12 protein-coding genes are annotated in these 11,224 nt (G+C 34.1%); 6 read left to right on the top strand and 6 right to left on the bottom strand.

Translation table 11 applies throughout. From position 1 onward, the window contains the following. Window position 1: 1 nt before the first annotated feature. From ES675_RS02535 to ES675_RS02525, 3 genes are all read left to right on the top strand, one after another. Complete coding sequence (locus ES675_RS02535; protein WP_066253676.1) at window positions 2-1,228, top strand: murein hydrolase activator EnvC family protein; 1,227 nt, start codon at window positions 2-4, stop codon at window positions 1,226-1,228. 85 nt (window positions 1,229-1,313) lie between these two features. Continuing rightward, window positions 1,314-2,042 carry a hypothetical protein gene (locus ES675_RS02530; protein WP_148367221.1) on the top strand — a complete coding sequence of 243 codons (729 nt, stop codon included), beginning with the start codon at window positions 1,314-1,316 and terminating at the stop codon, window positions 2,040-2,042. A gap of 42 nt (window positions 2,043-2,084) precedes the next feature. Continuing rightward, window positions 2,085-2,870, top strand: a complete 786-nt coding sequence (locus ES675_RS02525) for a hypothetical protein (protein ID WP_066253684.1) — start codon at window positions 2,085-2,087, stop codon at window positions 2,868-2,870. Between the two features lie 82 nt (window positions 2,871-2,952). On the opposite strand, the gene ES675_RS02520 is transcribed toward ES675_RS02525, so the two are convergent. From ES675_RS02520 to ES675_RS02510, 3 genes are all read right to left on the bottom strand, one after another. Then, window positions 2,953-3,462 carry an acyl-CoA thioesterase gene (locus ES675_RS02520; protein WP_066253687.1) on the bottom strand — a complete coding sequence of 170 codons (510 nt, stop codon included), beginning with the start codon at window positions 3,460-3,462 and terminating at the stop codon, window positions 2,953-2,955. A gap of 239 nt (window positions 3,463-3,701) precedes the next feature. Continuing rightward, window positions 3,702-3,992, bottom strand: a complete 291-nt coding sequence (locus tag ES675_RS02515; RefSeq protein ID WP_066253726.1) for a GIY-YIG nuclease family protein — start codon at window positions 3,990-3,992, stop codon at window positions 3,702-3,704. Between the two features lie 231 nt (window positions 3,993-4,223). Continuing rightward, complete coding sequence (locus tag ES675_RS02510; protein ID WP_066253690.1) at window positions 4,224-5,165, bottom strand: HU domain-containing protein; 942 nt, start codon at window positions 5,163-5,165, stop codon at window positions 4,224-4,226. A 104-nt stretch (window positions 5,166-5,269) separates the two neighbouring features. Here ES675_RS02510 and dprA point away from each other — a divergent pair, with 104 nt between their 5' ends. Together dprA and ES675_RS02500 are read left to right on the top strand one after the other, a co-directional pair. After that, a complete protein-coding gene (dprA, locus tag ES675_RS02505; protein WP_066253694.1) occupies window positions 5,270-6,373 on the top strand; it encodes a DNA-processing protein DprA in 1,104 nt (367 codons plus the stop codon). A gap of 13 nt (window positions 6,374-6,386) precedes the next feature. Continuing rightward, complete coding sequence (locus tag ES675_RS02500; protein WP_066253698.1) at window positions 6,387-6,860, top strand: hypothetical protein; 474 nt, start codon at window positions 6,387-6,389, stop codon at window positions 6,858-6,860. 2 nt (window positions 6,861-6,862) lie between these two features. Here the strand turns inward: ES675_RS02500 and trpS are convergent, their stop codons facing one another. Further along, window positions 6,863-7,831 carry a tryptophan--tRNA ligase gene (gene trpS, locus ES675_RS02495; protein WP_066253701.1) on the bottom strand — a complete coding sequence of 323 codons (969 nt, stop codon included), beginning with the start codon at window positions 7,829-7,831 and terminating at the stop codon, window positions 6,863-6,865. A 112-nt stretch (window positions 7,832-7,943) separates the two neighbouring features. On the opposite strand from trpS, the gene ES675_RS02490 reads away from it, so the two are divergent. Next, the gene (locus tag ES675_RS02490) at window positions 7,944-8,675 is read left to right on the top strand and encodes a lysophospholipid acyltransferase family protein (protein ID WP_066253703.1); all 732 of its coding nucleotides are present in this window, start codon (window positions 7,944-7,946) and stop codon (window positions 8,673-8,675) included. Window positions 8,676-8,768: 93 nt separating this feature from the next. Here the strand turns inward: ES675_RS02490 and ES675_RS02485 are convergent, their stop codons facing one another. Together ES675_RS02485 and ES675_RS02480 are read right to left on the bottom strand one after the other, a co-directional pair. Then, window positions 8,769-10,679, bottom strand: coding sequence for a hypothetical protein (locus ES675_RS02485; RefSeq protein ID WP_066253705.1), 1,911 nt, complete (start codon window positions 10,677-10,679; stop codon window positions 8,769-8,771). Continuing rightward, window positions 10,679-11,221, bottom strand: a complete 543-nt coding sequence (locus tag ES675_RS02480; protein WP_066253708.1) for an RNA polymerase sigma factor — start codon at window positions 11,219-11,221, stop codon at window positions 10,679-10,681. Before ES675_RS02480 ends, ES675_RS02485 begins: the two co-directional genes overlap by 1 nt. Window positions 11,222-11,224: the final 3 nt, after the last annotated feature.

Raw genomic sequence — 11,224 nt, 5'->3', positions numbered from 1 at the left:
CATGATAAAACCAACGCATACATATTCTCTAGTATTAGGATTTCTTTTGATGTCTGTTTTAGGCTTTTCGCAAAGTAAAAAGCAACAGGAATTAGAAGAGCGTAGGCAAGCTTTACGTACCGAAATTAAACAAATTAACGAGTTATTGTTTAAGGATAAAACCAAGCAGAAATCGCAAATATCGTTGATTGAAGATGTGAATTACCGCGTAAATGTGCGTAAAAATCTCATTCAGGTTACCAATCAGCAAGCCAATTTATTAACGCGAGAAATAAACGACAATCAAAATAAAATTACCGAATTACGTGATGAACTAAAAACATTAAAAGCTAGTTACGCCAAGATGATTGAAACATCCTATAAAAGCAAAAGTGAGCAAAGTCGCGTGATGTTTTTATTATCATCTACCAACTTCAAGCAAGCCTATAAACGTGTTCAGTATTTAAATCAGTATGCGAATTACCAGAAGGAGCAAGGCGAATCTATTAAAACCAAAACAGCCGAACTTCAAGTTACCAATACCGATTTATTAAGGCAAAAGGCCGATAAACAGAAGCTGATAGATGAAAACCGTGTGGCACAACGCGAACTAGAAAAGGAGCTTATTCAACATAGGGAATTAATGGCTTCCATTACTAAAAACCTAACAAATTACACAGCTCAAATACGTAAAAAGCAAAGTGAAGCAGATAAAATAGATCGTGAGATAGAAAAAATTATTCGCGAAGCTATTGCAGCATCCAACAAAAAAGCGGGAAAAACAACAACGTCATCCAGCAGTTTTGCTTTAACACCAGAAGCAGCGGCATTGGCCAAAGATTTTGTTTCTAATAAAGGAAAATTATTATGGCCAGTTGAAAAAGGTGTTGTTAAAGTCCGTTATGGAAAACAACCGTCTCCATTGGTGCCAAGTGTTATGATTCAAAGCACAGGCGTCCGTATTGCCACCGAAAAAAACGCCCAAGTACGTGCTGTTTTTAATGGTGAAGTATTGCGTGTTATTTCCTCCAAAAACGGCAATCCAACCTTATTAATCCAGCATGGTAATTATATTACAGCCTATTCTAACATGGCCAAAATATATGTAAAAAAGGGTGATAAGGTAAGTACCAAGCAACCCGTTGGTGAAGTATTTACCAATCCAGCCAATGGTGAAACCATTTTGAGTTTTAGTGTTTTTAAAGAAACAAAAACGGTGAATCCTGCGGAATGGATTTATAGGATGTAACTAAATTCCTGCAGATCCCGATAGCTATCGGGAAGGAATCTCAATATCAAACTATTATTGCATAACAATTAACTCATTTTTTTATATGAAAAACATAATACTCATAGCTTTCAGTATGCTATTATTTACATGTAGTAATGACGACTCGGACTCAAATAATAACTCAAACGGGAATTTAAAAAAAACAGAAGCTTATTTTCCTTCTATGGACGTTAATTATTCTATAGATTATAAATACGACAATATAGGCAGAATAGAATCTTTAAATACGCAAACAATTAACTCATCAGGTACATCTAACAATTCAGAAACTTATGAATATAATTCCGAAGGGCAAATTTGGAAAGTGATTAAGCCTAATGGTTTTAATACAGAATTCACATTTTCTAATGGGTTAATAGTTTCTTCAATGAATATGCCTAATATGACGTCAACCTTATATATTTATGATAGTTCGGATAGGTTAATTAAACAAGAAATATATGGTGATGATGGAGATATAAATTACGAATATGATTATTTATATGATGAACAAAATAATATTTTAAGTAGAGAAGTGAGTGGAAACAGCAATTATATTCATGTTTATGAATATGATAATAATCCAAATCCTTACTTCAATGTTTATGCAAATCAAGAGATTGCCAAAGTTCTAGAAATTAACCCAAATAATTTCATGAATAGAACAAAAAGTATCGGTAGTTCTCAAACAGTATATACGCATGAGTATACTTATAATTCCTCTAATTTGCCATTAACTTCTAAAGAGTATGAAAATGGTAATTTAGTTGGACAAACAGCTTATTCCTATTAAATTTTCTTACTGAAACAAAATCATTAACTCCAAATTTATAACATGAAAAAATATCTAGTAATTGCTGTATGTATTTTGTTCGCATCTTGTAGTAGTGATGATGATTCCAATACAGATAATTCATCTCAAGACAATGCACCAAGTGGAGCTTTAATAAAAGTGGAAGTTTATCAAGTCTTTTCAGAAACCAATACAACGGCTTCATATTTTTTTAATTCAAACGGAAGAGTTTCAAAACTACATTCTAAGGCAGTTAATTCTAATGGAGAAGCAGAATATATCACTTCATTTGCATATAATTCTAATAATCAAATATGGAAATCTACAACAGAGTATAATGGAAGTATTGATTATACAGAATTTACATTTAATAATGGATTAATTACTTCGTCCTATAGATACCGAAATAATGGAGATATTTTAAGAGCTTTATATGATTATAATACAAGTAACCAATTAATTAGCAAAGAACATTTCAATGCAGATAACATATTAGCTGCTACAACAGATATAACTTTCTTTACCGATGGGAATATTGAAAGCACTTATTTTGAAAGAGATGATGGTGGTATTAAAGGCTATACATATGAATTTGATAATAAAAATAATCCGCAGTACGAAATTTTTGAAAATCAAGAAATAGGAAAAGTAGATGGCATTAATTTAAATAATGTAACTAAAAGTTATTATTCTAATGATAGTAGTGGTGCGACCATTGATACTACTATTGAATATACATATAATGAAAGAGGTTATCCGTTGACATCAAATGAGTATTCACAAAGTGGTACTTTAACAGCACAAGTAACCTACACATACCAAGAGTAATATTTATTATTATTGCATTTCAATTTAGAATTATACTTTTCAGACCTCACAGGTTTTTAAAACCTGTGAGGTCTTTATAAATCTACTGAAACAAAGCCTTCAATTCAGTAGCTTCATTCGGTTTCATTTTTCCAGCTAAAACCAAACTCAATTGTTTACGTCTTAAAGCGGCATCATAACGCTCTTTTTCTAAATCGGTTTCAGGTGTAATTTCGGGTACTTGTATCGGTCTTCCGGTTTCATCAACAGCTACAAAAGTGTAAATAGCTTCATTAGCGCGGTCTCGTAAGCCAGATTCACGGTCTTCAACCCAAACGTCCAAGAATACTTCCATAGAGGTTTTAAACGCACGGGATACTTTAGCTTCAACTGTTACCACACTTCCTAAAGGTACGGAACGGTTAAATGCTACATGATTTACAGAAGCGGTAACTACAATGCGGCGACTATGACGCCTAGCAGCAATACTAGCAGCACGATCCATACGCGCTAATAGTTCGCCTCCAAATAAATTATTAAGTGGATTGGTTTCGCTTGGCAGTACCAAGTCGGTCATAATGGTTTTGGATTGTTCTGGTGTTTTTGGTGTCATAATACCGCATTTAAATTGCGCTGCAAAGGTAAGTTGAAAAAGTGAAATTATAGGTTTGGAAATGATACTTCTCGATACATCCCGACAAAAAAGTCGTGACACTCGAAGTGACGTTCTTCTCGATACAATCTTTCGTGCCTCGAGATCACTCGAAGTGACGTTGGTATTTTAATGATGTTTCCGTCAGTTCGAGTGTTCATTTGAGCATAGCTCAAAATGAATGTATCGAGAACAAGAACTCAATTAAATTTCTTTTTAGCTAAATTTGGTAGTTTTTCAAATTCATCATTTATTAAAGCTTCTTTCTTTAATCGCGACCATTTTTTGATTTGCTTTTCACTTTGAATTGCTAATCGAATATCTGTGAATTCTGCATAAAAAGCGAGCGTCAATGGTCGTCTTTTAAACGTATAACTGTCTGTATGTTTCCCTGATTGGTGTTCTAAAAAGCGTTTTTCTATATTGGAAGTAACGCCTGTGTAATAGGAATCGTCGGCACAATGTAATATGTAGACGTATGATAATTTCACATTTAAATATTTGGCTTCTCGATACATCCCGACAAAAAAGTCGAGACACTCCTGTCTGCCGACAGGCAGGCGAAGTGACATTCTTCTCGATACAATTTCTCGTTCCTCGAAATCACTCGAAGTGACGTTTCTTTTAAATTAAGGGTATCTAGTTTTAATGTTATCCACGTCAGTTCGAGTGTTCATTTGAGCATAGCTCAAAATGAATGTATCGAGAACGAGAACAATAACCTACTCCTCAATCACTTTCACCAATAACCAAGCGTCTTTATTGTGCGTTTTTTTAACGTCACGCAAGGCTTGAAGCGCTTCTAGTCGGTCTTCATAACTTGCATAAACCACTTCGTGTAAACCGTATTTATTCGTACCGATTTTACGAGCTGCATAACCCAAGTCTTTCAGTTGATCCACTTTTTTATCGCTGTTTTCTTCCACACGGAAAGCACCAGCAATAATATGATAATTACCATACTGCTTTTTCACGTTTAACGTAACAGCAGGTAACGGGTTACTAATGACAAATGTAGCTTCTTGAATTTTGCTTTCCAATTGCGAATTGGCTTCTTCTTGCGCTAATTGGTTATGTGTTTCAATCTGATTCACATAATAATTAGAAGCTGCAAAACCGCCAATAGTTAAAGCAATTAAACCAACAGCAGCGTATTTTAAATAGCCACGAGATTGGCGCCTTTGTGGTGTTACAGCAATAGGTACTACTTTTTCAATAGCTTCTGCGGTTTCTTTATAAGTTTCACGCGTAACTTCAGGCGAAGTAAATTGTGATAAACCAAAAGCATCAGTCAAATAGTTGAAACTATAAGACGGTTCAAATAACATATTTCCTTCGTTGTTTAAGGATAAACTACCAATGTTTTCAAAAGCAATAGTTTCACCTTCAACTAAATAGGATTTTAAGTATTTTACGCGTTTTTTAATTTTTTTAGAGGCTTCTTCGTAAGGGATTTTCTCAACATCAGCAATGTAACGGGCTAATAAGCCATCATTTTCTTGAATTTGCTCATTAAAAGATAACACCTTTTTTGGTGGATAAAAAGCATGAGTGGTTTCATGAATTGTAGCTGAAGTTCTTCGCGTTAAAAACGAGCCGAATTCAGGGACAGTCACACATTCGTAACGGTAGAGTAAATCGCTTATGTAAGGTTCTAATTGCATATAAACAAAGTTAGGAATTTTTGAACATGAACAAAAAATCTTGCTAACAATTTATTAACATCTTAAAATTTCTTTACTTGTAAGTTGAAAATCAAATGACTACCATGACCGATAATCGCTTATTACATATTTTGGCACTGCAACATGTCCCGTTTATAGGTGATATTACGGCTAAAAAGCTGATTAATCATTGTGGTTCTGTTGAAGCTATTTTTAAAGAGAAAAAACACCATCTCCTTCAAATTGATGGGATTGGCACCCATGTGATTCGCGATTTATATAATAAAAGTCATTTTAAAGCAGCCGAAGCGGAAATGCAATTTATTTCTGAAAACAAAATTCAGTGTTTGTATTTTATGGATGACGGCTATCCACAACGATTAAACCAATGTATAGATAGTCCTATTTTGTTATTCCAAGTGGGAAATGTGAATTTAGAAAATCAACGTATTATTAGTATTGTAGGTGCTAGAAAAATTACGACTTCTGGGATTGCCTTTTGCAATAAGTTAATTGAAGAACTCGTACCTTTTAATCCCGTTATAGTTTCCGGTTTCGCCTACGGAACGGATATTACGGCACAAAAAGCAGCTATAAAACACGGTTTGCAAACCATAGGGTGTTTGGCCCATGGCTTAAATCAGATTTATCCAAAAACACATAAAAAGTATATGGTTGATGTAGAGAAAAATGGCGGATTTTTCACCGATTTTTGGAGTTCGGATCCCTTTGATAGAAATAATTTTTTAAAACGAAATCGCGTGATTGCTGGTGTGAGTCAGGCGACTATTGTTATAGAATCGGCTGAAAAAGGAGGGAGTTTGGTAACCGCAGATATTGCCAATTCCTACAATCGCGATGTTTTTGCTGTTCCAGGGCGCACAACGGATAGCCAAAGTGTCGGTTGTAATAATCTCATAAAATTTCAGAAAGCGCACTTATTATCCAATCCGTTGGACATTCCATATATGTTAAATTGGGAACTGGAAACCAAGCAAAAACCAACTATTCAGAAGCAATTGTTTGTGGAGTTGGAACCAGACGAGCAGAAAATTTATAATTATCTACAAACTAAATCTAAAGAAGAATTAGATAGTATTGCCATTGACTGTGATCTACCAACTTATAAAGTGGCCAGTTTATTACTAAACATGGAATTAAAAGGGGTTATTAGACCCTTGCCTGGAAAGTTATTTGAGATTATTTAAAGAATTATTATTTATGAATTTAAAACTAGAAACCATTTTAGGGAAACCTTTAGAATATATCAAAGAGTTGGTCCTTGATTTTGAAAATGACAAAGTTTCAAAAACTTTTAAATTACGTTTCGAATATCATTTCTTTGGAATGATCTACAACCAGATATCTATTGATGTAACAGATGATAATAGGATTAAATCGGTGTACATTAATTTTCAGAGACTATTAAATCAACCAGATTTAAATAACATCATTTCTCAATATGGCGTTCCAAATCATATGAAGGTAAAAGATATTTTGCTGACTGAAGATATTAGTAATAGCAGTGAAGCAAACTTCAAACAGCAAACAACAAAACGCACATATTCTTTAAAAGAAGGCAGTTTAGATGATAAACCAACCTTCATACTATGGAATCAAGAGACATTCAGCCTAAAGTTCATGCTCTACTATAAACAGAATGGTATGCAATTAATGTTTAATAAAAATGATTAAATTTAATACCCAACCTTCCCTCTAACACGTGCAATAACCGCATTTGCAACATGACTCGCTTTTTCAGCACCAACTTTTAAAGCGTCATCAATTTCGTGTAGGTTATTCATATAATGATGATAGCGTTCACGAGGTTCAGCAAATTTTTCTACAATCAATTCAAACAAGGCTTGCTTGGCGTGGCCGTACCCATAATTCCCACGGTCGTAATTAGATTTCATGGTCGCTATTTCAGTATCTGAAGCTAATAAATTATATAAAGCAAAACAGTTACAGGTTGCCCAATCTTTAGGATCTTCGAGAGCGGTACTATCTGTTTGGATAGACATGATTTGCTTCCGGAGTTTTTTATCATCTAGAAAAATATTGATAAAATTTCCGCGACTTTTACTCATCTTTTCGCCATCTGTTCCAGGAATTAACATGGTATTGTCTGCAACTTTTCCAGTTGGTAACACAAACGTTTCACCCATTTGTGCATGAAAACGAGATGCCACATCACGTGTGATTTCTATGTGTTGCATTTGGTCTTTTCCAACAGGAATAATTTCAGCATCATAAGCCAAAATATCCGCAGCCATTAGCATAGGGTAGTTAAATAACCCAGCATTTACATCTTCTAGTCTGTCGGCTTTGTCCTTAAAACTATGCGCTAACGTTAAACGCTGAAACGGAAAGAAACAGCTTAAATACCATGACAACTCCGTCACTTGAGGTACATCACTCTGTCTATAAAACACGGTTTTTTCAATATCTAAACCAAAAGCCAACCAGGTTGCAGCCGTAGAATAGGTGTTGTGTCTTAATAATTCAGCATCTTTAATTTGGGTTAGGGTATGTAAATTGGCTATAAACAAAAACGAATCGTTTTCTGGTTTATTTGCCATGTTTACAGCTGGTAAAATAGCGCCTAAAATATTTCCTAAATGTGGTGTTCCTGTGCTTTGTATGCCTGTTAGTATTCTTGCCATGCTCACTTCCCATGCAAATGGGAGTCTTGTTTTAAGTTCAAATTTGTTTTAATATGTCAAAGGTAATTTTTTTAGCACAAAAGCTCAATTTATTTAAGTAGTTTTGGTCTCCATGACGGTTTTTAAATATATTTTCTGGGTATTTTATCGCATTTGGTTTTACGTACTCGTTGCAGTACCTATTCTTATTATGTTACCATTGCTACTAGTTTCCATACTTAAAGAGTCCTGGTATCCTTATTTTTACAGATTGGCGCGAATTTGGGCACGTTTTATTTTAATAGGTATGGGTTTTAATACACACATTACTTTAGCCGAAAAACCAAAACGCAAAGCCAGTTATATGTTTATTGGCAATCATACCTCTATGGCTGATATTATGTTGATGTTAGTGGTATCAAAAAACCCATTTGTATTTGTTGGTAAAAAAGAGCTAGCTAAAATTCCTTTATTCGGTTTCTTCTATAAACGCACCTGTATTTTGGTAGATAGAAGTTCTGAAAAAAGTCGAAAAGCTGTATTCTTAAGGGCCCAACGACGATTAAAACAAGGGTTGAGTATTTGTATCTTTCCAGAAGGTGGTGTGCCAGCTGAGGATGTAATTTTAGACGAATTTAAAGATGGGGCTTTCAGGTTAGCTATTAATCATCAAATTCCTATTGTGCCTATCGTATTTTTAGATAATAAGAAACGGTTTCCTTTTACTTTTTTTAGCGGAAGTCCCGGAAAAATGCGCGCTATTGGATTTCCATTTATTCCAACTAAAGGTTTACATGTTGCCGATACGAAGGACTTAAATAAAGAAACACGTTCACTTATTCTAAACGCTTTGCAATCCAATTAAAACAAAAAAAAGCTACTCTTGGCACAGAATAGCTTTCTTACTTATCATGCTGTTTCAATTTTTTAAAACAGCATCAATCTAACCAACTAAAAATTAAAACTTATAACTAAAACCTGTATAAACACCTATAATATAAGGTCTGAAATCACCAGAGGTATTATCAAAACCATTTAATTGGTATTTAAAGGTTGGTTCAAAATTAAATAGGAGTTTATCTGTGAATTTATAATTCAATCCAATTCCTAAATTGGTACTAAAACTGACACTATTTACATTGTTTGCTTCACCTATATAGGTTTTATATTCTTCAAATTCCGAATACACTTCGTTATCATTTAAAAAGAAGGTACTCATTCCACCGATAATATTTACGCCAAAGCGATTATTTACTAATTTGTATTCCAGTTCTACAGGAACTTCATAATAACTTAATCGTTGACTAATGGCTGCATTATATAACTCATTATTAATTTGCTGAAAACCTAAATTATCACCACTAAAAGCATTCAGCGTGGTACTTCCAGGTTCTAAATTAATGTTGCGCAGTGGGTTTGTATTGTCAGGCGTATTAGTAATTGGCGAATTGTATAAAATAACATTATCCGTATCGTAACTTAAATTTAAGGAGCTAATACCGGAGCGAATAGCTAATTTTTTACTAATAGCATAACTTACATTTACACCATAGCTGGTATTGGTTTCACCACTTTTAGAATTGGATACAAACTCGTCATCAATATGCGAGCCTTTCCCTAACGAATTGTAGTAAACAGGCGCAATGTTTGCTTGAACTTGCCACCTATTTACTAGTTTTTCATCTTCTTCCTTTTCACTGGTTTCTTCGGCTTGAGCAATAGCTTCCTCAATTGAAGGTGATTCACTAACTAGCGAATCACCAACCATTAAGTTTTCCTCTTTTTCTTTTTCATTTTGAGGTGTGTTGCTTGTCTTAGCATTCCAAGCAATAGCATTTTGCGCGCTTGTTTCTTTCAACAGATTATCGGTTTCCGAAGTAGAAACGGCACGCTGTACATCAGATGCCGTTTTATTACTTTGGTTCGCGCTGTTGATAGTTGAAGCTACCGTATTATTGTTATTATTCTGTATCGTTTTATTTGTGTTATTAACTGTTTCATTGGTAGTAATAGCGTTTAATTTATCAGTTTCAGAACTATTATTTGAAACTGAATTTGCTGCAATACCTGTTCTGTTTACTGAATTATTAATTGCGTTTTCTGAAGCTTCAGATTCTTGAACCACAACATTATTTGTAGCTTCAATAGTATTATTTACCGAATTACTCGTGGTATTCGATTCGTTTACCAATCCATTTTTGTTAGGATTTGATGTGTTATCTTGACTAGCAATTCCGTTATTAATAGTCTTGTTATTTTGATTATTAAGGCTGTTGCTGTTTTTTATTGTGTTAGGCTTATTGGCGTAATTACTGTTAGCATTTTTAGTATTTCTATTTTCAGAGTTGGCAACTGCTGTATTTCTGCTTGAAGATGCGGTAGCATTATTTAATTTATCAGAATTTGTAATAGAATCCCTTTCAGAATTTTCACTAGCTATTGGATTACCATTACTATCTATATCCGTATTCGCAATGCTTTCATTGTTAAATTCTGAAGGATTATTTGAAGTCGCTTTCGGATCATCAACAACTATATTGTTTTTGTTTGTTGAATTTTTTTCAGAAGCACCAGTTGTTTTGTTAGAATTTAATACATCATCACTAGATCTTGTTTGGGTATCTACAATTTTTTTATCTGTAGCAGCAGGATTGTTGGTGCCAGTAAATACTACTGAACCAATAGTGACTAATACGGCTAAAACGGCTGCAATACTTGCTATACTCATCCAGATTGGGAAAGCTTTAGGCTTTTCCGTTTCTAATGCCATCTCGTTTTGAATTTTAGACCACAATTCAGGATTGGGCTTCGCCTCAAAATCCTTGAAGGATTCTTGGAAAATTCTGTCGATGTGTTTTTTATTACTCATTATAAAGATTGCGCGTTAAAACCCGCTTTATATGCTTCAATTTTATCTTTTAATATTTTTCGTGCTCTTGCCAAATTCGATTTTGATGTGCCATCTGAAATGCTCAATAAATCAGCTATTTCTTTATGCGAATAACCATCTAAAACATACATGTTAAACACCAATCTATACCGATCTGGTAGCTCTTGAATAATTTTCAGCAGAAAATCGAGTGAAATGTCTTCATCATCAATTTCTATGTCTTCATCTGCTATGAAATCTTCATTTATTATTTCAAAAACGCCTTGACCTCTATAGCGTTGTAACGCCGTATTAATAGCAATGCGTTTCAACCAACCTTCAAAAGAACCTTTATTATTAAACTGACTAATTTTTTTAAAAATAGTCAAAAACGCGTCCTGCAGATTGTCTTCCGCTTCGGCGTAATTCCTTGAATACTTTAAACAAACCGAAAACAATTTGCTCGAAAAGAGCTGGTATAATTCGCTTTGTGCTTGAGTATCATGATTACTACATTTTTGTATGAGTTGGTTTAAACTCACATG

This window comes from Algorimicrobium algoritergicola, assembly GCF_008086165.1.
GTDB classification, from domain to species: Bacteria; Bacteroidota; Bacteroidia; order Flavobacteriales; family Flavobacteriaceae; genus Algorimicrobium; species Algorimicrobium algoritergicola.
Note: the sequence above shows the minus strand (reverse complement) of the source record. Positions and strands in the feature narration are given on the sequence as shown.

Bases quoted from the DNA above. Each gene is read 5' to 3' on its own strand.
- ES675_RS02510 (WP_066253690.1), bottom strand. From the start codon at position 5,165: ATGCAATTAGAACCTTACATAAGCGATTTACTCTACCGTTACGAATGT.
- ES675_RS02530 (WP_148367221.1), top strand. From the start codon at position 1,314: ATGAAAAACATAATACTCATAGCTTTCAGTATGCTATTATTTACATGT.
- dprA (WP_066253694.1), top strand. From the start codon at position 5,270: ATGACCGATAATCGCTTATTACATATTTTGGCACTGCAACATGTCCCG.
- ES675_RS02520 (WP_066253687.1), bottom strand. From the start codon at position 3,462: ATGACACCAAAAACACCAGAACAATCCAAAACCATTATGACCGACTTG.
- trpS (WP_066253701.1), bottom strand. From the start codon at position 7,831: ATGGCAAGAATACTAACAGGCATACAAAGCACAGGAACACCACATTTA.
- ES675_RS02525 (WP_066253684.1), top strand. From the start codon at position 2,085: ATGAAAAAATATCTAGTAATTGCTGTATGTATTTTGTTCGCATCTTGT.
- ES675_RS02535 (WP_066253676.1), top strand. From the start codon at position 2: ATGATAAAACCAACGCATACATATTCTCTAGTATTAGGATTTCTTTTG.
- ES675_RS02490 (WP_066253703.1), top strand. From the start codon at position 7,944: ATGACGGTTTTTAAATATATTTTCTGGGTATTTTATCGCATTTGGTTT.
- ES675_RS02500 (WP_066253698.1), top strand. From the start codon at position 6,387: ATGAATTTAAAACTAGAAACCATTTTAGGGAAACCTTTAGAATATATC.
- ES675_RS02485 (WP_066253705.1), bottom strand. From the start codon at position 10,679: ATGAGTAATAAAAAACACATCGACAGAATTTTCCAAGAATCCTTCAAG.